The 22,024-nt window shown below is 68.7% G+C and carries 18 protein-coding genes and 1 tRNA gene; 4 read left to right on the plus strand and 15 right to left on the minus strand.

Annotated elements, in window-relative coordinates; genetic code table 11:
* Nucleotides 1-536 precede the first annotated feature (536 nt).
* Nucleotides 537-4,304: a S8 family serine peptidase gene (locus tag UA75_RS00350; protein ID WP_157433916.1), complete on the plus strand. Its 3,768-nt coding sequence runs from the start codon at nucleotides 537-539 to the stop codon at nucleotides 4,302-4,304.
* 31 nt (nucleotides 4,305-4,335) lie between these two features.
* Here UA75_RS00350 and UA75_RS00355 read toward each other — a convergent pair whose 3' ends face one another.
* The 3 genes from UA75_RS00355 to UA75_RS00365 all read right to left on the minus strand — a co-directional run bounded on the left by UA75_RS00355 (nucleotide 4,336) and on the right by UA75_RS00365 (nucleotide 6,173).
* Nucleotides 4,336-5,454: an acyltransferase family protein gene (locus UA75_RS00355; protein ID WP_075737877.1), complete on the minus strand. Its 1,119-nt coding sequence runs from the start codon at nucleotides 5,452-5,454 to the stop codon at nucleotides 4,336-4,338.
* Between the two features lie 90 nt (nucleotides 5,455-5,544).
* Nucleotides 5,545-5,616 (minus strand) — tRNA-Gly (locus UA75_RS00360).
* An 89-nt stretch (nucleotides 5,617-5,705) separates the two neighbouring features.
* Entirely contained in the window at nucleotides 5,706-6,173 is a 468-nt protein-coding gene (locus UA75_RS00365; protein WP_318533280.1) for a PPOX class F420-dependent oxidoreductase, read from the minus strand.
* A 167-nt stretch (nucleotides 6,174-6,340) separates the two neighbouring features.
* Here UA75_RS00365 and UA75_RS00370 point away from each other — a divergent pair, with 167 nt between their 5' ends.
* Nucleotides 6,341-6,784: a DUF983 domain-containing protein gene (locus UA75_RS00370; RefSeq protein WP_075737879.1), complete on the plus strand. Its 444-nt coding sequence runs from the start codon at nucleotides 6,341-6,343 to the stop codon at nucleotides 6,782-6,784.
* 225 nt (nucleotides 6,785-7,009) lie between these two features.
* A complete protein-coding gene (locus tag UA75_RS00375; RefSeq protein WP_075743244.1) occupies nucleotides 7,010-7,873 on the plus strand; it encodes a DNA-formamidopyrimidine glycosylase family protein in 864 nt (287 codons plus the stop codon).
* 307 nt (nucleotides 7,874-8,180) lie between these two features.
* Here the strand turns inward: UA75_RS00375 and UA75_RS00380 are convergent, their stop codons facing one another.
* Together UA75_RS00380 and UA75_RS00385 are read right to left on the minus strand one after the other, a co-directional pair.
* The gene (locus UA75_RS00380) at nucleotides 8,181-9,056 is read right to left on the minus strand and encodes a DUF4328 domain-containing protein (RefSeq protein ID WP_198042888.1); all 876 of its coding nucleotides are present in this window, start codon (nucleotides 9,054-9,056) and stop codon (nucleotides 8,181-8,183) included.
* Nucleotides 9,057-9,093: 37 nt separating this feature from the next.
* A complete protein-coding gene (locus UA75_RS00385) occupies nucleotides 9,094-9,441 on the minus strand; it encodes a rhodanese-like domain-containing protein (protein ID WP_075743245.1) in 348 nt (115 codons plus the stop codon).
* Between the two features lie 106 nt (nucleotides 9,442-9,547).
* Between UA75_RS00385 and UA75_RS00390 the strand changes: the two genes are divergently transcribed.
* A complete protein-coding gene (locus UA75_RS00390; protein WP_075737883.1) occupies nucleotides 9,548-10,348 on the plus strand; it encodes an SAM-dependent methyltransferase in 801 nt (266 codons plus the stop codon).
* Between the two features lie 321 nt (nucleotides 10,349-10,669).
* On the opposite strand, the gene UA75_RS00395 is transcribed toward UA75_RS00390, so the two are convergent.
* The 10 genes from UA75_RS00395 to UA75_RS00440 form a co-directional block, all read right to left on the minus strand.
* Nucleotides 10,670-11,605: a hypothetical protein gene (locus UA75_RS00395; RefSeq protein ID WP_075737885.1), complete on the minus strand. Its 936-nt coding sequence runs from the start codon at nucleotides 11,603-11,605 to the stop codon at nucleotides 10,670-10,672.
* Nucleotides 11,602-12,117, minus strand: coding sequence for a SigE family RNA polymerase sigma factor (locus UA75_RS00400; protein ID WP_075737887.1), 516 nt, complete (start codon nucleotides 12,115-12,117; stop codon nucleotides 11,602-11,604). Before UA75_RS00400 ends, UA75_RS00395 begins: the two co-directional genes overlap by 4 nt.
* 186 nt (nucleotides 12,118-12,303) lie before the next feature.
* Entirely contained in the window at nucleotides 12,304-13,923 is a 1,620-nt protein-coding gene (locus tag UA75_RS00405) for a cation acetate symporter (protein ID WP_075737889.1), read from the minus strand.
* The gene (locus UA75_RS00410; protein WP_075737891.1) at nucleotides 13,920-14,270 is read right to left on the minus strand and encodes a DUF485 domain-containing protein; all 351 of its coding nucleotides are present in this window, start codon (nucleotides 14,268-14,270) and stop codon (nucleotides 13,920-13,922) included. The genes UA75_RS00405 and UA75_RS00410 overlap by 4 nt, the downstream gene beginning before the upstream one ends.
* Nucleotides 14,271-14,659: 389 nt before the next feature.
* On the minus strand, nucleotides 14,660-16,477 hold the full coding sequence (locus tag UA75_RS00415; protein ID WP_198042889.1) for a cation acetate symporter: 1,818 nt from the start codon (nucleotides 16,475-16,477) through the stop codon (nucleotides 14,660-14,662).
* Between the two features lie 187 nt (nucleotides 16,478-16,664).
* Nucleotides 16,665-17,090, minus strand: coding sequence for a hypothetical protein (locus tag UA75_RS00420; RefSeq protein ID WP_232237577.1), 426 nt, complete (start codon nucleotides 17,088-17,090; stop codon nucleotides 16,665-16,667).
* A complete protein-coding gene (locus UA75_RS00425; protein ID WP_075737893.1) occupies nucleotides 17,087-17,911 on the minus strand; it encodes a LytR/AlgR family response regulator transcription factor in 825 nt (274 codons plus the stop codon). Before UA75_RS00425 ends, UA75_RS00420 begins: the two co-directional genes overlap by 4 nt.
* A gap of 102 nt (nucleotides 17,912-18,013) precedes the next feature.
* Complete coding sequence (locus UA75_RS00430; RefSeq protein ID WP_075737895.1) at nucleotides 18,014-18,919, minus strand: S49 family peptidase; 906 nt, start codon at nucleotides 18,917-18,919, stop codon at nucleotides 18,014-18,016.
* 300 nt (nucleotides 18,920-19,219) lie between these two features.
* Nucleotides 19,220-20,617, minus strand: coding sequence for a sensor histidine kinase (locus tag UA75_RS00435; protein ID WP_083682818.1), 1,398 nt, complete (start codon nucleotides 20,615-20,617; stop codon nucleotides 19,220-19,222).
* Between the two features lie 111 nt (nucleotides 20,618-20,728).
* Nucleotides 20,729-21,943, minus strand: a complete 1,215-nt coding sequence (locus UA75_RS00440; RefSeq protein ID WP_075737897.1) for a cytochrome P450 — start codon at nucleotides 21,941-21,943, stop codon at nucleotides 20,729-20,731.
* Between the last annotated feature and the right edge of the window lie 81 nt (nucleotides 21,944-22,024).

Below are 22,024 nucleotides of genomic sequence, written 5' to 3' on the forward strand. Positions count from 1 at the left end.
CGGCGAGTCCGCGATGCTGCCGCTGATCGATCTTCGCTACGACCTGGCGTTGAGTCTGCGTCTCGTTGCGGGTGCATGCGGCCGACGAGGGTGCGGGCGACTCCTACACGGAGACTCTGATCGCGGCCTACGAGGTTCGCTGAGGTGAGGCGGGCGCCGGCATCACGGCTCGCTACCGCATCCGTACCGACACCCGGCCCGAGGGTCGGTCGGGCGTCCTTGATCAGTTCGTGATCGAGCCACAGGAGTGACGGCTGTTCGAGAACGTGCCGGCGGTCGATCGCTGACGGAGTCTCCCCCCGTCTCCGATTGCGGCGGGGTGGTGCAGGACAAGATTCGATCACGGAATAGTTGCTGATCAACGGCCTGGCTGTGGTCGATCTCCTCATCGGAAGGCCCGGCAGATCGGGCCGATGGACGGAGCCGTCGCCGCATCCGTCGAATCGGCAGTGCAACCTCGCTCTCTGTCGTTACGTGTGGTGACTGCAAGTTCGCGATCACGCCCTCGTGGTCGCGGCGATCAGTCAGGAGCTGATGTGCAGGGAAGACGATCAACTAGTCCGCCCGTGGTGGTGGGCACGGCCTGCGCCGTATTCCTGGGGTTGGCGGTGGCGGCATCTCCGACTGCGGTCGCGCAGGTTGACGGGCAGGCACCGAGCGCGGCGCCCGGTGGCACGCCGGGGGTCATCACCCTCGTCACTGGTGACACGGTCGCGGTTCGCACCGACCCGGACAAGTCCGTCCAGGTGACCGGCGTCGAGCCGGGGCCGGGGCGCGGCTCGATCGAGTTCACGCGGCTGGAGATGAACGGCGAGCATTTCGTCTATCCGTCGGATGCCCTCGGGCTGTTACGGGCAGATCGCTTGGATGAGGCGCTGTTCAACATCTCGCTGCTCGCCGAGCAGGGATTGCACGAGCCGGACGTCGACTCGGTCCCCTTGCTCTCTACCTCGGAGGCCGGGGTGAGCACCTTCTCTGCGGCACCTGTCTGGGCGGAGGTGACCCGGTCTTTCCCCGACCTGGGCGTGACCGCGTTGGCGGTCGAGAAGACCGAGGCGGCCGACTTCTGGAGCGAGTTGCTCGCAGCCGAGCCCCGGGCTGAGGAGTTCTCCGCCGCGGCGGGTCCGGTGGAGAAGGTCTGGCTGAATCAGCGGTTGCAGCCTTCGCTGGATGAGAGCGTCGGCCTGGTCGGCGCCCCGTCGGCGTGGGAGGCCGGGTTCAGTGGCGAGGGGGTGCGGGTGGCGGTGTTGGACACCGGATACGACCCGACTCATCCCGATCTCGTCGACAACGTGGCCGGGGCCGAGAATCTGATCGAGCCTGGGGCGGAGGTCACCGACCCCGTCGGGCACGGCACGCATGTCGCCGCGACGATCGCGGGTTCCGGTGCGGCGTCGGACGGCCGTTATCGGGGTGTCGCTCCGGATGCCGAGCTGCTGCACGGCAAGGTGTGCGAGCTCGACGGCTGCCCGACGGACGTCATCATCGCCGGGATGCAGTGGGCCGTCGATCAGCAGGCCTCGGTGATCAACCTGAGCCTCGGCAGCTACCCCTCGGACGGCACCGACCCGCTCTCGCAGGCCATCGACGACCTCACCGCATCCTCCGGTGCCCTGTTCGTGGTCGCGGCGGGCAACCGGGGAGGAGATTCCACCGTGGAAGCTCCCGGTGCGGCCGACTCTGCGTTGACGGTGGCGGCCTCGACCAAGCAGGACGAGCTCGCCGAGTTCTCCAGCCGGGGACCGCGGTTGATCGACTCGGCGGTGAAGCCAGACATCGCCGCTCCCGGAGAAGACATCACCGCCGCCAGGGCGGCGGGAACCGATCTCGGGGGGATCGTCGACGACCAGCATGCCAGGTTGTCGGGTACGTCGATGGCGACACCGCACGTGGCAGGTGCCGCCGCGATCTTGGCCCAGCAGCGCCCGGACTTCTCGGCAGCCGAGCTGAAGTCCGCCTTGATGAGTTCGGCACAGCCGTTGGACGACGTCTCCGTCTACGGGCAGGGCGCTGGGCGCCTCGACGTCGCTCGCGCGGTGGATCAGACGCTGCGTGCTCAGCCTGCTTCGTTGTCGATGGGCAAGGCATTGTCTCCCGTCGAGGAGGCCGAGCCGGTCACGATGCCGGTGACCCTGCACAACGACGACACCGAACCGGTCGAGCTGGCACTGAGCATCGAGGCGGCGGCCGATGCCGCACCCGCTCCGGAGGGCCTGTTCGACGTCGACGTCTCGACGATCACAGTTCCCGCGCAGGGTGTGGCGGAGGTGGATGTCACCGCAGACTTCGCCGCCTCGGCGGAGGCACCCGGACCGAAGGGCGCCAGACTGGTCGGTGCCGGGCCCGACGGTCAGACGATCCGGGTGGCCTTGGGTGCCGACATCGGACAGGACGAGGCACGGCTCGATTACACGGCGATCAACCGGGCGGGTGTGTCAGGTGACAATGTTCAGGCCATGGGCTTCGCGCAAAGCGTAGAAACCGGTGAAAGCTATACCATTGGAGGCCCTTACTCAAGCATTGTGGTGCCCAAGGGTCGATATCGTGTGGTTGCTCAGGTGACCGATGATCTGGTCCTGCCGAGCGGATCTTCGTACACAGAGGCGTTCACCTATCTGGCCCGAGAGGTGACGCTCGACGATCACTTCACCGTCACACTTGATGCGCGGGCTGGCGAGCCGGTCGAAACCGAGCTTGACGACCCAGAACTCCGACTCACTCCGCAGATGGTGCCATCCTTCGGCATCCGGTCGAAGGTCGGCGCTGCGCCGGCCTCCCTATCTGGGGCCATCCCCCACCCTGGGCGGGACTTCGTGGTCCCAGCCGAACCGCTCGACGGGCTCGGGATGTACTCCACCTCGCTGTGGGCGCGGCCAATGCTGACGGGCGCGACCACCGATCCAGAGCCACTGTCCGTCGAGCTGTCTGAATTGGTGGTGAGCGACCCCGCCGACCGGTTCATCGGCGAGCTGACCGCTCCCGTGATCGATGTCGGCGCAGCGGAGGACGTGGCCGAAGTGGAGGTGGCGGGAGCCATCGCGCTGCTCACTGTTCAGGGAGTCCCCGGCGAGGAGGTCGCGGCCCGGGTGACCGAGCTGATCGAGGCAGGCGCCGAGGGCGTTCTCTACAACGGATTCCAGGATGTCGAGTACGACTCGGCGTGGCAGGTGCCGGTTCTCCAGGTAGACGACTTTTTGGGGCTCCTGCGCGATCGGATCGCCGAGGGACCGACTGAGTTCACCATCATCGGCCGGGAGCAGGGGTCGGTTCGGTACCTGCTGCACGACGAGACCGAAGGCGTTGGCCTGCAAGGCATCACCTGGTCGCACCGGAAGGAGGACCTGACTCGGGTCCGCATGCGGGTACACGCGCCGGCCTCGGAGGGCGCCGCCGTGTCGGTGGCCTCTTTCGCGGACTTCGGTGATGGGCTGGTCGGGCTGGACTCTGTCGTCTACGCCCCTCTTGAACAGGGCCTCTACGTGACACCGGGCTTCGAATGGTTCCACAGCGCCCGGATCGGCACCGATGACGCGTACCAGCCTGTCGGCATTCACGAGACACTGCCGGCCCGGTATGAGGCGGGCGGCGACTATGAGGTCGATCTGCTTTCGGGCCCCTACGGCGTCGACCTGGGGGTGCCGCACCGGGACAGCGTGACCTACGAGCCCACGCCGTTCGTGGCCCGGACGGATGATGAGATTCGGATCGACCTGCCGGTGTTTCAGGCGAATTCGCCGAACGGATCGATCGGCGTCGTGGAATCCTGGGCCAATACCGGTGAGACGGTGTTGATCAGTGATGGCATCGAGAGCGGTCGATCGAACAGCCCCGGTATGGGCGTATTCGAGGTGCCTGCGCAGGATGCGGAGCACCGGCTCACGGTGCGGGCGGATCGCGAGCTGGCCGGTCTGCGCGTCGGTACCGGGTATCGGGGTGACTGGGTCTTTCGTAGTGGTCCGGTCGACGGCGAGTCCGAGGTGCTGCCGTTGATCGATCTTCGTTATGACATGGCATTGAGTCTGCTGCACACCGCGCAGGCTGGTGAAGACGTCACCTTCGGCGTCGCGGCCGGTTATCAGGCCGGCTCCACCGCCGACGCTGCCGGTGTTGCGGACTTGCGGGTCGAGTTCGCGACCGATGGCGAGGCCTGGCAGGAGGCCGTGGTCACCGAGGTGGATCAGGGCTGGACCGTGACGGTCCCCGGCCAGCAGGCGGGGCCTGTGTCGCTGCGTCTGCATGCGGCCGACGAGGGTGCGGGCAACTCCTACACGGAGACGCTGATCGCGGCCTACGAGGTTCGCTGAGGTGAGGCTGACGTCGTCTCGGCGGGGGTCCTCACGACCCTGCCGAGGCGGCGTCCGCCCGACGGGCGGCCCGGTCGCGTTCGCGGCGTCGATACCAGTCGTTCACCGGCAGCTCGACCAGTCGATAGAGCAGCTCCGCGCAGACTGCGGAGACCAGCACCGCCGCCAGGACTGCGACGCCTGCACCAACCCGCGGGCTGAGGGCCGCCAGCACCGCGAAGCCGACCGGCATGTGAATCAGGAAGATCGAGTACGTCCGCTTCGCCACCTCGCGCACCGCTCGCGACCGGGCCAGACCGCCGCTCGTGCCGAGCAGCAGGACCGTCAGCAGGATCATCATCAGCAGCGTCCGCTCGACCGGCTCGCCGTACGGGATGGTCTCGTGGTTGAGCCCTCCCCAGATGAAGAGCAGATAATGCCCGCCGCCCACGGCGAGACCTGCGGATGCCCGCAGCCGCCCGGAGCGCACCAGCGAGATGCACTGGCCGATGAACAGCACCGGCAGGAAGGTCGCCATCGTCCTGAGGTGGTTCAGCGTCGCGGTGGGCGTCTCCACCGTCAGCGCAAGCGCGATCGCGATGATCACTCCGGCGATGACCGGGCCGAGCCACGGTCGTCCGCGTCCCGGCCGGATCATCGCGGCCGTGAACAGATAGAAGCTGAACTGGAGGGTGAGTGTCCAGGCCACCGGGAGGACGACGTTCTGCTCGGTCAGGAAGTGGTTGGCCAGGGTCAGACTGCCGATGAGGGAGTTGCCGTTCGCCGTCATGTCGGGATTGCCGCCGGGGAAGAACCCCGCCAGCACCAGCAGCCAGCTGACCACCACGGCGATCCAGAACGCGGGGAGGAGTCGGAACGCCCGCCGCGCCAGAAACTGTCCCGGCGTCTCCTTCTCGGTGACATAGCTGATGACCAGGCCGCTGATCAGGAATAACGACGACAGGCCGACCATGCCGAGGTTCGGCAGGAGCCGGAGCGATGCCATCGTGTCGTTCACCGCGTCGCGGAAGTCGAGTGGGAGTCCGCGAGTCGCGGTCCAGTCCATGAAATGGCGATAGACGATGAACAATGCTGCGACGGCTCGTAAGACGTCCAGGCCGTAGAGGTATTGCCGCGTCGATGCCGGATTCGGGGACGGTGGAGTGCTCACCTGTAGATCCCTCCGGGCGCGGCATGCCTTTCATCTGTGCCCGCTGACGCGAAAGAGGCTCGATCGAATTCGATCGAGCCTCTTGTCACGAGCGGACGACGGGATTCGAACCCGCGACCCTCACCTTGGCAAGGTGATGCGCTACCACTGCGCCACGTCCGCACGATGTCCGCCTGCGGGGGTGAACCCCGTGTGGTGACAATACTCTAGCCCGCCCCGCACCGGACGTCTGCACCGGGTCGGTGATCGGCTCAGTCGTGGGCCTTCGGCCCCGCCCGGTCGACCGTGACCCGCAGAATCACCCGCTGCTGGGTGCGCATCGCCTCGCGATACTCGGCCCAGTCGGGGTGTTCGCCGGAGACCTGGCGGTAGTACTGCTCCAGCAGCGGCATCGCCTCCGGAAGTTCGAGGACCTCGGCTCGGCCGTCGATCTGGAGCCAGCCGCCGAAGAACTCGTCCGGCAGCACGCACAGCCAGACTCGGGCGTCGCGTCGGACGTTGCGGACCTTGTACGTCGTCCGCCGCGTGCTGATCAGCACACGGCCGTCCTCGTCGACGGCCGTGAGGACCGGAGACATCTGCGGGGTTCCGTCGGCCCGTGCGGTGGCCAGCACCGCCCGATGCTGCTCGCGAATCTTCGCCAGTGCGACCTCGTGCTCCACGTCGGCCTCCGTCTGCTCGTCGCCGCGCCAGAGCAGGCGCTGCTCATCCTCCTCCACCCTCTCAGATGAGAAGATCGGCGAGGCGGGTCTTCGAGGCCGCCGCGAGCGCTGGGCGAGTCGCTGCCGACGCGGTACGGTGGGTCTACGCACGGTAATCGACCCCGACTACTTCGTTGTCTCTTGGTGGTGGGTGGCCCCTGCCGCCACTGCCCGCTGGAGGCGGCATGAACAAGATGGTGCGCGGCGCCGACGGCCGGATGTGGAGCATCCAGGGCGAGATGGAGTGGACGCATCCTCTACAGCTCGACGAGTTCGAACACGACGTGAGTGGTGGTCGAGGTCCCGGCATCCTGTTGTCGATCGTGCTCGGTGTGCTCGTCCTCATCCTGCTCCTCTGGCAGCCGCCCGAGGTGATCGTCCCCGCGTGGCTGATCCTCGCGCTGTTCCTGGTCCTGATCTTCTTCCCGGCCCGGTGGGTGCTGCGCAGGCCGTGGACGCTGGTCGCCGAGACCCGGCCCGGCGCTGATGACGAGGAGCATCCGCAGGAACGGTGGGTGGGCGTGGTGCGCGGGGTGTTCCTGGTGCGCCAGGAGGCGGCGAAGATGGCCAGGCACATCGAGGTGTATTCCGAACCGGATCAGGACGGCACGCTGCAACCGGTCGACTGACCTGGTCGGTCTTCGGGTGCGGGCCGCCTCACTTCGCCTCCGTGCGACCGGCCCGCTCGGCCCGGTCGCCTGCGGTGGTGGGACTCGCTGCCGTCGAGCGCCTTCGCGCAGGCACCGCCCACCTCGCCGTCCTCGGGCTGCCTGGGGGCTCGCTCCGCACCGCCGTCGGTGCACCGCCCTGGTCATCGCCGGGTGCGCAGCGCCGGGTGGGCGCACACTGGGCAGGTGCCTGAGCTTCCGGAGATCGAGGCGATCGTCCACTACCTGCGGGAACATGCGGTCGGGCGGACGATCAACCGGGTCGACATCGCGTCGCTGGCGGCATTGAAGACGGCCGCGCCGCCGTGGACCGAGCTGCACGGCAGGCCGGTGCGGCAGGCCGACCGCCACGGGAAATTCCTCGATCTCGACTGCGACGGTCTGCACCTGGTGATCCACCTGGCGAGGGCGGGCTGGCTGCGCTGGGCGGACGTGCTCGCCGCCGCCCCGCCGAGGCCTGGTCGGGGTCCGCTGGCCGTCCGAGTCCACCTGGGCCCGCCGGGCAGCGGGCCGGGATTCGACCTCACCGAGGCCGGAACCAGGAAGGGACTCGCGGTCTGGGTGGTGCGCAGCCCGTCGGAGGTGCCGGGGATCGAGAATCTCGGGCCGGATGCGGCGACTCTCGACCAGCCGGGGCTGGCCGAGGTGCTGCGTGGACACACCGAGCGACTCAAGACCGTCTTGACCAGGCAGTCGATCCTGGCGGGACTGGGCAATGCCTACTCCGACGAGGTGATGCACGCTGCGCGGCTCTCGCCTTACGCGACAGCGGGCCGCCTGACGGCGGAGGAGATCGACCGGCTGCACGCCGCGCTGGAGATGGTGCTCTCCGACGCGGTACATCGCTCGATCGGTCTGGAGGCGGCCCGGCTCAAGAGCGAGAAGCGCTCCGGTCTGCGGGTTCACGGGCGTACGGGGCTGCCCTGCCCGATCTGCGGTGACACCGTGCGGGAGGTGTCCTTCGCCGACCGCTCGTTCCAGTACTGCCCTACTTGCCAGACCGGGGGGCGGACGCTCGCCGACCGGCGACGTTCGCGGTTCGTCAAATAGCGCGCGGCGGCGGGTGCGAGCCCTCCAGCCTGGATCGATGAGTTCGGTGCGCGGGCTCGCCACCGCCCGGCCTGGCTCGAAGGCGACCGGCAAGCCTGCGCAGACCGGGGACGGACGCCTCAACGGGCGATCGACGAGACGTCGCCTCCGAGCCGGTCTTTGATCCCTGCGCGGGGCCGGGCGTGGTGACCTGCGGCGGCGTCGTCGGTCACCATGCCGCCGTCATGGCAGCTCAGCCACGCCGATCCCCGCCCACGACGGAGCGGGATCGAAGACAACCTCTCCGGCGTGCGGAGCGCTTCCGCCGTCAGCGGACCTGACCGGGCTGTCGGGGCCTGCGCCTGCCGGACGATGCCGAGTCATCCTGGACTCGCACCACGTGAAAGCGAGCCGTGTTCCGTACGTCGATCGGGTCCAGGAAGCGCGACACCCGCCGGATCAGCCGAACGGAGAGCACCGCCACCGCTGCTGCGGTCAGATTCAGGGCCAGGTGCAGCAGGACGCCGTCGGCCATCGCCTGGGCGCCCTCGCGGAACCGCCAGAGGACGACGACGAGACCGAGCAGCAGGTTGATCGACCACACGGCCCACCAGAGCGCCACCAGTCGGGTCGGCCGAGGCCGCTCGTCCGGCGGTCGCAGGGCGGCGGTGTGCTCCAGCTCGGCCAGCACCGAACCGGGAACCACGAGGTTCATCCCCGGTATCAGAAAGCCGAGGGTCGCCTGCCACACGGGCCTGGACGGTCGGACCGCCGCCAACTCAGCGGCCGCCTCTCTGGCCCGGACGAGCCACAGCAGGCACGCGCCGAGGGCGCCGATGCTGAAGACGAGGGCCAGCAGCGCGCCGGTCTGTACTGCGGTGTCGGAGAGTCGCACCGTCTGTACGGTCAACGCCCCGCGCAGGCCCGCCGCCAACAACAGGTATCGCCAGGCCTCGGCGGCTGCGGCGAGCACCAGCAGCACCGCCGTCGCCCAGAGCATGCGGATCGCGGGCACCGCGACCAAGCGGGCACGGGTGCTCGCATCGAGGGTCGGTGTCGCCATGGTCGGCACCGAGGTCGGCGCGCGCCAGCCCAACAGCGGCAGGCCCCAGCGCGGCGGAGCGGGATAGGAGGGCGGTCCCTGGTACACCGACGGGGGCGCGGTTCGCCGCCGAGGGTGATCCTGATCGGGTGGGACGGCCACCCACCTCATGCGCTGCCCTGGTCGCGGGTGCACGCCGTCAGAGGATCTCTGCGTCGTTCCCGGACTCGGACACGACCGACCGGCCCTCCGCCGACCAGGCCTTCATTCCGCCGTCGACGTTCACCGCGTCCCACCCGTTCTGATTCAGGTAGGCGGTGGCTCGAGCGGATCGGCCGCCGGATCGGCACACCACGAAGACGTCGTTGTCCGAGGGCAGTTCACCGAGCCTGGCTCCGAGCTCGCCGAGCGGGATGTGCAGGGCGCCGGGCGCGTGACCTGCCTGCCACTCGTCGTCCTCTCGGACGTCGAGCAGGACGACGTCCGGGTTGGGCAGCTCGTCGGGAAGATTGCTGATCGCCACACTGGGCACCTGTACTGGTTGCACGAGTCGATGCTGCCACGAACCGGGGTCGGCGTGCTGTGAGACGGGTCTGCTCACCAGTGTCCGGTACGGCTCTTGTGGTCCGGGCAGTGTCGGCGACACTGGGCCGATGGAACCAACCCCGTTCGTCGGGCCGGATTTGACGACGCCGAATCCGACACGGATCTATGACTACTCGCTCGGCGGCGCGCACAACGTCGCCGCAGATCGGACAGTCGGCGACGCCATCATCGCGGCGACGCGGAACGGGCGGCAGGTGGCGCGGGCGAACCGTGACTTCATGCGACGTGCCGTGCGGCACTGCCTGACCGACGGGGTCACCCAGTTCCTCGACCTCGGTTCCGGCATCCCGTCGGTGGGCAACGTGCATGAGATCGCCAAGGCAGCCGACCCGTCGTCCCGCGTGGTGTACGTGGACAACGAGGCGGTGGCGGTCAGCCAGACGCGCGCGGTGCTGGCAGGCGTGGATCGCACGGCGATGGTGCAGGCGGATCTGCGGAACGCGGCCGCCGTCCTCGAGGCCGCCGAGACCCGCGGACTCATCGACTTCGATCGGCCGGTGGCCTTGATGACGGTCGCCGTCCTGCACTACCTCGGCCACGAGGAGGACGTGCTCGCGGTGCTGGCGCCGTACCACCGGCTGCTCGCGCCGGGCAGCTACTTCGTCGTCTCCCACGCGACCGCCGACGGACGCGAGGAGGAGGCGGCCGCCGTGGCCGCCCGCTTCGAGGCCACCACGCACCAGATCCACTATCGCAGCCGGACGGAGGTCCGGGAGCTGTTCGGCGGGTTCAGCCTGGTGGACCCGGGGGTGGTGTGGACCTCGGAATGGCGGCCGGACGACGACTCGGACGACGACACTCCGCCGAGCGACTCGGCCTGCTGGGCCGGGGTGGGACGCCTCGACTGAGGGGACGAGCACGGGGCGGGCTCGCCAGGCCTGCCCGACCCGTCCGTAGCCGTCGATGCCTGCGCAGGCACCTGGGGATCACGCGGGGGAGTGAAGGCTCAGGCCCACGCGGATCAGTGCTCGGCCGGCCGGCCACGTGGATCAAGACCTTGCAGTCGAGCAGCTGCTGATCGAACTCGGGGACGGCCTCGCGCGGCGAGACGGTGCAGACCGGTCGTCGCCGCGCCCTGCTGTGCTGAGATGGACGACGCCTGTCCTCCCCTCCAGGAAAGGGGAGGACAGGCGCGGCGCTGGAGATCCCGGCTCTGCCGGGCCCTCTGCTCAGCCCATTTCGGCCAGCGCGAGGCCCACCGCCGCCAGCTCCTCGGTGGTCAGCGGCACGACTCCCGTGCCCGCGTCCTCCGGGAGGCCCCCCATGGCGGGATCGTCGGCGGACGATTCGAAGTCGGTGCTGAGGTGGCCGTCGGCGTCGATCGAGACGGAGTAGTTCGCGGGGTGGAAGACGTCGACCCCCTGACTGGGGGAGTTCGCGTTGTAACCGCCGCTGACGACGCCGTAGATCTGCACCACCGTCCCGTCGTCCAGGGTCATCCGCTGAGCGACGACCTCGCACGACGGCGCTCGGCTGACCTTGTCCGCTGCCGCGCGGTCTGCCGCCTCCGTCGGACTGCCGTGGTGCGGCAGCGCCTCCAGGTAGATCGATCCGGGCGTCTCCGTGCCGACCAGGTCCATGTTGACCGCGACACGCGGCGACTGGTACTTCTCGCTGTACTCGGTCGTCGCGAACGTGATGGCAGGCTCGGACTCCGGCTGCTGGTCTACCAGCGCGGCCCGGAGCAGGGGCTCGATGACGCCGGCCGAGGGGATCTCCACCTGCGGGAGCGGACCCAGGTCGGCGGGAACCTCGTCCCCGTACTGGTCGAGCAGCGGGCATCCGTCGACCAGCGTCCAGCCCGGCAACGGCTCCACGGCAGCCTGTTCCCGCTGGGGTGATCGCTGGTAGTCCGTCTCCTCGCCGTTGCTCGCGGGTGTGAAGAGCCCGCCGCCGAAGCCCCCCGCCAGCACGGTGCTCAGTCCGATGCCTGCCACGACACCGGCGGCCCCGAGCAGCGTCGCACCGCGCCGGACCGCCGCCCGCCGCCTGCCCTGCCTCATCACCTGATCCACGCCGACCTTCGGCATCGGGGCAGGTCCGTCGACGCTGTCGCGCAGCGCCGCTCCCATCGCCTCCTCGTCGTCCCAGACGTTCTTTCTCACTGGATCCCTGCTTCCTGCGGCCGACCGGCCGACTCGTACGCCCGGCGCAGCGCATCCAGCCCGCGCGCGGTCTGACTCTTGACCGTCCCCGTGGAGCACTTCAGTGCCTGCGCCGTCTGCTCGACGGAGAGGTCCTGGACGAACCGCAGCACCAGGGTGGCGCGTTGCCGATACGGGACCCGTTGCAGCGCCGCGATCAACTCACGACGTTCGTCCCGGCCGCCGGGCTCGACATCAGGTCTGTCGGGCGGTTCGGCCACCGGCCGTTCTAGCTGCCTGCCACGCCTGCGGGCGTCGAGGAAGAGCCGCGTCATGGTCGTGCGCAGGTAACCGGACGCACTGTTCCTGCGGGCCCAGGACCATCGGGCATAGACCCGGACGAATGCCGCCTGGGCGATCTCCTCTGCCTCCGACCAGTCGCCGCACAGCGCGTACGCCGTTCGTCGTGCCGTGTCGAAGCGCGCCGTGAAGAACTCGGTGAAGTCCTCCACGTGCTCGTCGCGTCCGCGCACCGATCTCCTCCTGGCTGTGCTGAACCTGCGGTCATGTCCACTACGCGGATTCCGCCGGGAAGGTTGCACGAATCTCGAAGATCATCGATGAACGTGGAGTCGAAGCTGGTCGCCGAGGACCGGGCGAGACGGCCGAGGGCCCGACCGCGCGGCGGCGGTCGGGCCCTCGTGGACGGGTGAGAAGGATCAGTGTTCGGTGGCCTTCTCCGCACCGAGGCCGGTCAGCGAACGCACCTCCATCTCGCTGTACTTCGCCGGATCGGCGGGACTCTTGGACAGGACGGTGCCCAGCCAGCCGAGGAAGAACGAGATCGGGATCGAGACGATGCCCGGATTGGACAGCGGGAAGAGATCGAAGTCGGCCGAGGGGAACATCGCGCTGTCGCTGCCGGATACGGCGGGAGAGAAGACGATCAACGTGATGGTGATGGCCAACCCGCCGTACATGCTCCAGAGCGCTCCGGTCGTGTTGAAGCGGCGCCAGAACAGCGAGTACAGGATCGTCGGGAGATTCGCCGACGCCGCCACGGCGAAGGCCAGTGCCACCAGGAAGGCGATGTTCTGCCCGTTGGCCACGATGCCGCCGAGGATGGACACCACGCCGATGACGACGGCGGTGATCCGGGCGACCCGTACCTCTGCCGCCTTGTCGTCCGCCGCTCCGCCCTTGATCACGTTGGCGTAGATGTCGTGCGCGAAGGAGGCCGACGCGGTGATCGTCAGGCCTGCGACGACGGCGAGGATGGTCGCGAACGCCACGGCCGCGATGAAGCCGAGGAGCAGCGGGCCGCCGAGTTCCGCCGCCAGCAGCGGCGCCGCCGAGTTCACACCGCCAGGGGCGTCCTGGATGCGCTCCGGTCCGACGATGGCACCCGCGCCGTAGCCGAGCACCAGGGTGAACAGGTAGAACAGGCCGATCAGCCAGATCGCCCACTGCACGGAGCGGCGGGCCTCCTTCGAGGTCGGCACGGTGTAGAAGCGCATCAGGATGTGCGGCAGCCCGGCCGTGCCCAGCACCAGCGCCAAGGAGAGCGACAGGAAGTCGATCCTGGTCAGTGCCGAGGCGCCGTAGGCCATGCCGGGATTGAGGACGTCCTCGGTGCCTGCGGCGTCGACCGCCGCGCCCAGCAGGCTCGACAGGTTCATCCCGTACATGCTGAGCACCCACACGGTCATCACGGCGGCGCCCGAGATCAACAGGGCCGCCTTGATGATCTGCACCCAGGTCGTGCCGCGCATCCCGCCGATCAGGACGTACACGATCATCAGCGCACCGACGATCGCGATGACCAGTGCCTGCCCGGCGCCGCTCTCGATGCCGAGCAGGAGGGCGATGAGTCCGCCCGCGCCTGCCATCTGGGCCAGCAGATAGAAGAAGGACACCACGAGCGTGGAGATGGCCGCGGCAGTGCGCACCGGTTTCTGCTTCATCCGGAAGCTCAGCACGTCCGCCATCGTGTAGCGGCCGGTGTTGCGGAGCAGTTCCGCCACCAGCAGCAGCGCGACCAGCCAGGCGACGAGGAAGCCGATCGAATACAGGAAGCCGTCATAGCCGTTGACCGCAATGGCGCCCGCGATGCCGAGGAAGGATGCGGCGGAGAGGTAGTCGCCGGAGATGGCGACGCCGTTCTGCGGGCCGCTGAACGCTCGCCCGGCCGCGTAGTAGTCGGCGGCGGTCTTGGTGTTGCGGCTGGCCCGAAGCACGATCACCAGGGTGACCGCGACGAAGAGGCCGAAGATGCCGATGTTGAGCCAGGGGGATCCGATGTCCCCCTGCGCGAGGATCACGGTGTCGGCGTCGGTCATCGGTCGCCTCCCTCGGCTTCTTCCCGAATCCGGTCGGCGAGCGGGTCGAGCCTGCGGTTCGCGAAGCGCACGTAGAGGGTCGTGATCAGGAAGGTGGAGACGAACTGGAGCAGGCCGAACACCAGGCCGATGTTGATGTTGCCGATGACCTTGATGCTCATGAAGTCATGCGCGAAGTCGGCCACCAGGACATAGAGCAGATACCAGGCGAGGAACAACGCGGCCATCGGGAAGACGAAACGGCGAAGCCTGCGGCGCAGATCGACGAAATCCGGACTCTCCTGGATGGTGCGCCAGGCGTCTGGACCGGGCGGCTCCGGGGGTAGGGGTGGCGGTGTCTCGCTCACAGAACCTCCCTGCTGGCTTGGGTGTCCCACATGGTTGTGTCGCGTTGATCACATCGGAAGCCGCCAAACGGGGGGCTTACTCGCCTGACTCGGAGGAATCTGACAGCACAGGGTGTTTCCATCTACGCTGCGTTACGTGATCGCGGGCAAGTCATCACTCTTTGGATGCACCGGTTTAAATCCGACGAGTGAGGGTGTTCGCGGTGGTTCGCGCCGCGGCGCCGGGCGAGGAGGTCGGACGACTGGTCCTCCTCGGCAGGTCGATGCCGTGGATCGCCGCAGCCGACGGAGCCACGACGACCCTGTCTCAGCCCGCCCGGTTCCCGCCCCGTCGTGCCTGTTCTCGCCGTCGCCGCCCGCGTGCCGACGTGCGTGGCCCTCGGACCCGGTCAGTCCTCGCCTGCGGGCCGGTGATGTCGAGGCCCGTTCGACCGAGGGGGGTCCTCCCTCGCCGGATCGTCGACGAACCCGAACCGCTCCAGGTCCCGATCCCTGATCAGACCGAGCCGATCCGGCGCGTGCATCCGCAAGAGGATGCGCGACACCTCCGATGACACCTGACGGGACGTCGCCCGGCTCACCACGATCATCGTCAGGAACGCGATCGGCACCGTGATCAAGGCGGGCTGGGCGGTCACCGAGCTCAGCCAGCCCGCCGACGCAGGCTCCAGGATCACCGTCAGCGTCACCGCCAGGACGGCGAGTCCACCACCCACGATCATTCCCGTCGCCGCGCCGGTCGCCGTCAGGCCGCGCCACCAGATGCCCAGCACGAGCAGCGGGCAGAAGGTGGACGCGGACACGGCGAAGACCATGCCCACCGTCTGGGAGATGCTGAGATTCGCGAAGTACATGACCGCGATCAGCGGCACCAGCGCGGAGATCACGGTGGCGAGCCGGAAGTCGTTCAGTGCCCCGCGCCGCAGGACGTCGGTCGCCAGGACGCCCGCCACGCAGCTCACCAGCCCCGAAGCCGTCGAGATGAAGGCGGCGAACGCGCCTGCCGCCGTCACCGCGCCGAGCAGCATTCCCGGCCAGCCCGCCAGCATGGCGCCCGGCAGCAGCAGCACGGCCGCATCGGTGGTGCCGGTGACCAGTAGTTGCGGGACGTACAGGCGGGAGAGCGCGCCGAAGATCGTGGGGAACAGATAGAACAGCCCCAGGAGCATGAGGACGAACAGGGTCGTCCGGCGGGCCGCTCCGCCGTTGGGATTGGTGTAGAAGCGGACGAGGATGTGCGGCAGGCCCATGGTGCCGAGGAACGTCGCGAAGATCAGCGAATAGGTGGCGAAGAGGCTCGGTCCTCCGCCGTCCTGCGGGGTCAGCCAGGAGGCGTTGTCCGTGGGCGCACCCAGCACCACCGGCACGTCGGAACCTGCCGGGAAGGTCAGTTCGGTGTCCGCTCCGACGCTGTGCTCCCCCGGCGCCCAGTAGACGGTGCCCGCCGCCCGCTGCCCGCCCACCACCCCGTCGGCGTGGAGATACAGCGGCCGGGAGACGTCCAGCGTCACGTCGGTGCCCACCGTGATGGCGGTCGCCGCCTCGAACCGAGGCGGCAGCGGCTCGGCGAGCCCGCGGCGAGTGCCCTCCTGATTCGCGACGAACACGATGACCAGGAGGAATGCCGGTAAGGAGATCGCGAAGAGCTTGACCCAGTACTGCACGGCCTGCACGAGCGTGACGGCTCGCAGGCCGCCGCTGAGGACGTTGACGGCCACCAGGAGGGCCACCAGCGCGGTGCCCGCCCAGAACGGCAGCCCGGTGACCATCCGCAGGGTCAGCCCGGCACCCTGGAACTGGGGGACGACGTAGAGCCAGCAGATGACGACGACCGTGAGGGTCGCCAGCCTGCGCAGGCCGGTGGAGCCCAGCCGAGCCTCGGCGAAGTCCGGGAGCGTGTAGGCGCCGGATCGGCGCAGCGGCGCGGCCACGAACATCAGCAGCAGTAGATACCCGCCCGCGAACCCGATCGGATACCAGAGGGCGTCGACGCCGTCTTTGAGGACGAGCCCGGCGATGCCGAGGAACGACGCGGCGGAGAGGTACTCGCCGGAGATCGCCGCGGCATTGCGTTCCGCGCCGATCGTCCGGCGGGCCACCAGAAAGTCCGAGGTCGTGTGCACGGACCGAGAGCCGAAGATGCCCAGGGCGAACGTGACGACGGCCATCACCACGATGCCGACGGTCGCCCAGGGAATCAGCTCCACGGCATCGCTGCCTGGTCAGCTGGGCGGCAGGCGGCCGCGACATCGGAGGCCGTCCCGGCGAGGGCGGGCCGATGTCGGACGAGGAGTTCCATCGACCAGCCGGATGATCCGAGTCCGCGCCGTCCCGACTCGGCCCGGCCCCGCCGCCGATGCGACGCGCTCACCGTCGAAGGGCGACGCGGCGACATCAGTTCTCCACCATGTCGACGAAGTCCCGCTCATGTCGCTCGGCCTGCACGCTGTAGGCATAGCCGACCGCGATGAGCAGCGGGAACGGCAGGACGCCCAGCAGTACCCAGGAGAGTCGGATTCCGCCGACCGACAGCGTCGCGAACGCGGGGAAGAGCCAGAAGAGCACGGGAAGACTGCCGAGCAGTCCCAGGGTGAGCAGCGTCAGTCGTAATGCGGTGCGGAGCTGCGCGCGGATGAGATTGCGCACCAGCGCCTCACCGACGCTCGTCTGCTCCTCCAGTTCCGAGATCTGTCGCAGCGGGCGGCGGGTGGCGCGGCGATCCGCCAGCACCACCTTGACCCGGCGAAGGCGGCGACCCGGCGGCGCCTCCAACGTGTCCGGGTCGGGCAGTTCCGCCCGATCATCGTCCGGGGGGATCATCGACCCGGACCGAGTCCTCGCTTGGGCGACCGGACCAGCCGGTCCTTCAGCTCCCTGGTGTGTCTGCGACTCACCGGCAGCTCGATGGCCGTCTCCCCGCTGCCCAGCCGCACGGAATAGCCCGACGAGGACATCTGGAGCTCGCTCACCAACGACAACGAGACCAGATAGGACCGATGAATACGGGCGAAACCGACCTCGGACCAGCGTTCCTCAAGCTGAGAGAGCGGAATGCGCACCAGATGACTGCCGTCGACGGTGTGCAGGCGCGCGTAGTCGCCCTGCGCCTCCACATAGCGGATCGAGGAGCGCGGGATCAGTTTCGTGGTGCCCGCGAGTTCGACGGGAATGACCTCGTCCTCGGCGGGGGTCACCGTGCCGGGGCCGCTCTCCGGTTTGCGCAGACGCTCCGCGCGTCGCAGCGCCTCGTCGACTCGCTCGGCGTTCGGCGGCTTGACGAGGTAGTCGGTGGCGCCGACGTTGAACGCCTCAAGGGACTGGTTGTCATAACCGGTCACGAAGATGAGCGCGGGGGGCACCCGGAATGCGGTGAGCACCTTGCCCAGCTCCATGCCGTCGAGCCCCGGCATCGCGATGTCCAGGAACACGACGTCCACCGGAGACAGACCCGCCCTGGAACGTTCGCGCAGTTCGGCGTCGTTGCTGCGGAGGACACGAAGGGCATCGGCCGAGTCGAAGGCGGTGAGGATGCGACGTACCCGATTATTGCGACGCAGACAGTACAACAACTCGTCCAGGCCGCGATCCTCGTCGTCGACCGCGAGGACGATGAGTCCCGTGCCGTTGTCTTGAGTGCTCACTATGCCTTCATTTCCTGCCCAGACGTGTCGTGGCCGTCCATGACCGAGCGTCTACTCGACAGTGTGACAAGGCGCCTGCGGCCCTGACCATTCCAGGCTCCTCTACAGCCCGAACCGGTTCCACATCGCGCGCTGTTCGAGACCTTCGATCACCTGAAGCAGCCCGGTCGCCGGATTCGAACCGCCGAGGGACAGGTTTGCTCCGCTGCCGATGCCGAGCCGGGAGAGGAGGTTCCGCCTGGGCTCGGCGACGGAGATCTCCGCCTTGGGGAACCGACGGGAGATCACGTCGCGCAGTGTCCCGACCTCGTCCACCAGGCCGAGTTCCCTGGCCTTGGCCCCGGTCCACACCTCGCCGGAGAAGAGCTCCTCCTCGCTGCCGTTCAGGCGGTCGCCGCGCCGCTCGCGGACCCACGCGGCGAACTGCTCGTGCAGATCCGCCTGCAGTCCCGTCAGCCACTCCACGTCCTCCGCCTTCTGCGGGGAGAACGGATCAAGCCGAACCTTGTGCGCGCCTGCGGCATGAACTCGCCGCTCCACGCCGATGCGCTCCAGCAGCCCGGTCAGGCCGAATCCGCTGCTGATCACTCCGATCGAGCCGACCAAGGACGTCGGATGCGCGTAGATCTCGTCTGCCGCGCAGGCCAGCCAGTAACCGCCGGATGCGGCGACGTCTTCACAGAAGGCGAGCACCGGAACCGGCCTTCCTCGGTGGGCCTTCTTCTTGGCGAGCCCGATGATGCGGTCCGCGATCAACGCCGACTGGGTGGGAGATCCACCGGGCGAATTGATCTCCAGTACCACCGCAGCCAGTCGGTCATGGGCGAAGGCCCTGGTCAGTGCGGTCTCCACCGTGTGGAGGCTGAGTGCGCCCCTCGCCGTGGGGCCTGGGTTCGGCGTGATGACGCCGTGCAGCCGGATCACGGCGACCACCGGTGCACGTTCCCCGCGTTCGCCGAGTCTGCCCGGCAGCGGAAGGCGGGCGGCCAGTTTGTCGGTCACGCTCATGACCCGACCCTAGCTCGAAAGTCGACGGATGATCGAGACCTTCTGTCCGGTCGCGCGTGGTTCGTCCTCGGTACGTCGTCTGGGTGACTCCCGAATGACTTGGGCGGCTGGCTGGTCCGCTCCGATCGCGAGGCCCGTGGCGGCACGCGAGACACCTCCCCTTTCGACGAGGCCGAGGACCATCGGATGCCAGGATGCCCCGATCGACGACCCGAGACGTCCCGTTCGTTCACGGCGTCTGGACGGAATCGCGCCGCCGTCTCCGACGACCCCGACGGTCTCGGCCGCAGCCCCGCCTTCTCAGTCGCCGCTGCGCTGGATCAGCGCGGCCATCCGTGCCTTGGCGTCCTCGGTCGCAGGTTCACCGGGAACCGCCAGCTCGGTCCTGGTCCGCTCTGCGGGCTCCGCGTCGGACACGGGTTCGTCGGCGACCGAGGCCTGCGGTGGGTCCACCTCGTCGACCGGCGTCTCCGGAACCTCGTCGGCCTCCGGCGCTGTCGGCAGCGGCCGAACCCCGGGGCTGAACTTGGGCACCCGCATCGTGACCCGCATCCCGGCGCCGAGGTTGGTCTCCACGATCAGGCCGTACTCATTGCCGAACACCGACTGCATCCGGTCGTGGATGTTGCCGAGGCCCACGTGAGCACCGGAGAGGTGGGCGTTGGTGAACTCCTTGTTCAGCCGGTTCGGGTCCATGCCGACGCCGTCGTCCTCGACGCTGATCAGGGCCTCGGTGCCGTTGTCGGCCGCCTCGACGGTCACGGTCCCCCCGCCCCGCTTGCTGGCCAGTCCGTGACGCACCGCGTTCTCGACCAGCGGCTGCACGACCAGGAACGGCACCACCACCGGCAGCACCTCGGGGGCGATCCGCAGCTGGACGCGCAGTCGGTCCTCGCCGTAGCGGGCGCGTTCCAACGTCAGATAGCGGTCGACGTTGCGCAGTTCCTCCGCCAGCGTGGTGAACAGTCCGGTCGCGCGGAACGAGTATCGGGTGAACTCGGCGAAGTCCTGGAGCAGATCCCGCGCCTCCTCCGGATCGGTCCGGATGAAGGAGGAGATCGTGTTCAGCGCGTTGTAGATGAAATGCGGCGAGATCTGGGCACGTAAGGCCTGCACCTCGGCCTTGGCCAGCCGTTCTCGCGACTCCTGGAGTTCGGCCAGCGCCAACTGGGTGCAGACGTAGTGCCCGAGTTCCTCGGCCGCGTTGATGAGTCGCTTGCCTCCGGTGTCGGCCACCACCACCAGCGAACCCTTGATCTCGCCTTCCACCAGCAACGGGATGATCGAGGCGTGCCGCATCGGGCAGGCCTTGTGCGTGCAGTCGAGATCGGCGTGGTCGACGTGGGCGCGCTTGCCGTCGGAGACGACTTCGCCGACCTTGTCTGCCAGGTCGTCGTAGTGATAGTTGGCCTCGCCGTCCCAGCTGATCAGGCCCGCTCGGTCGGTGAGGCCGACGGCCACGCACTGCAGCAGTTCGCGGAGGTGCGGAGTGGCCCGGTTGGCGGCCTCCTCGGTCAGCCCCTCCCGCAACTCCGGCGCGGCCTGGGAGACCCGGTGCAACGCCCGCAGCGTGGCATCCTCGACAGAGGTGCTGACGCGACGGGCGCGACAGAGCATGACGAACATGCCCAGCACGCCGATCACGGCAAGCGTCGTGAGCACTGTGCGATCGGTCAACAGCTCACTCACGGGTCCCATGCTCCGATGATCGGTGCCGACGTGGCAATCCACTCAGGTTTTGTCGCCCGAATGGAGCAATCCACGATGCAGGCCCGTGCGGTACCCGCCTCGTCACCAGGGACTCTCCAGTCATCGGCTCACCGGAAGATCATGCAGACCTCTGATGACGAACTCGTCGCGTCGCCGAGGTGTGCCTGCCGACGACAGCGTCGGGAGCCTGCGTAGCAGGGCTGCCAGCGTCGCGGTCACCTCGATCCTGGCCAACGGGGCGCCGAGGCAGTAGTGGATGCCGAGGCCGAAGCCGATGTGCGGGTTGGGATCGCGCCCGACGTCCAGCCGATCGGGCTCGTCGAAGACCAGCGGATCGCGGGCGGCGGCGCCGAGCAGGGCGGCGATCCGCTCGCCGGGGGCGAGGACGACACCGGCGATCTCGACCTCGTCGACGGCGGTGCGTTCGAAGAGCTGGAGCGGCGAGTCGAAGCGGATCAGTTCGTCGGCGGCCGTCGACAGCAGCGAGGGGTCATCCAGCAGCCGTCGCCACTGCGCCGGGTATCGCAACAGCGCCGACACGCCGTTCCCGACGACGTTCACCGACGCCTCATGGCCGGCCATCAGCAGCAGTACGGCGGTGCCGATCAACTCATCCTCGGTGAGCCGGGCGCCGTCGGCGTCGGTGACCGCGACCAGGTCGGACACCAGGTCGTCGCCCGGCGTCCTCCTGCGCAGCGCGACCAGTTCGCGGAGGTAGTCGACGAACTCGCGGGCGGCCTGCTCCGCTGCCTGCCTGCGTTCCTCGGCCAGGTCGAACTCGTACATCTTCACGATCGCGTTCGACCACGGCTGGAGGAGCCCTCGATCCGACTCCGGCACACCCAGCAGCTCGGCGATCACCGCGACCGGCAGCGGCGCCGCGACCTCGGCCAGCAGATCACCGGAGCCGGTCGAGTCGATCCGCTCGGCCAGCCCGGCGACCAGCTCGTCGGCGAGCTGCTCGACCCACGGCCGCAGCCGCTCCACATGGCCGCGGCCGAAGGCGGCCGAGACCAGTCGACGCAGTCGGGTGTGGGTCGGCGGCTCGTTCTCCAGCAGGGATGTCTGGTGGAGCAGGTTGAACGCACCGAACTCGGCGGCGGGCTCCGCGTCGGTCCAGATCCGGCCGAGGGACCGATGCCGCAGCACGGCGGACGCGGCGGCGTGCGTGACGGCGAGATGCAACCCCATGCCGTCGTGGCGGTGCACCGGTCCGGCCGAGCGCATCGCCGCGAAGGTCGGATACGGGTCGGCCAGGAAGGTCGGATCGGTCGGGTCGAAGGGCTGCGCGGCGGCAGGCTGGGCGGCGCTCATCGGGACACCGTAAGCCGCCGACCGCTCAGTCTCGGCATCGGTCAGCCCAGCTCACAGTGCTGCGGGCAGGTAGGCATGGCC

It is taken from the genome of Actinoalloteichus sp. GBA129-24 (assembly GCF_001941645.1).
Taxonomy (GTDB): domain Bacteria; phylum Actinomycetota; class Actinomycetes; order Mycobacteriales; family Pseudonocardiaceae; genus Actinoalloteichus_A; species Actinoalloteichus_A fjordicus.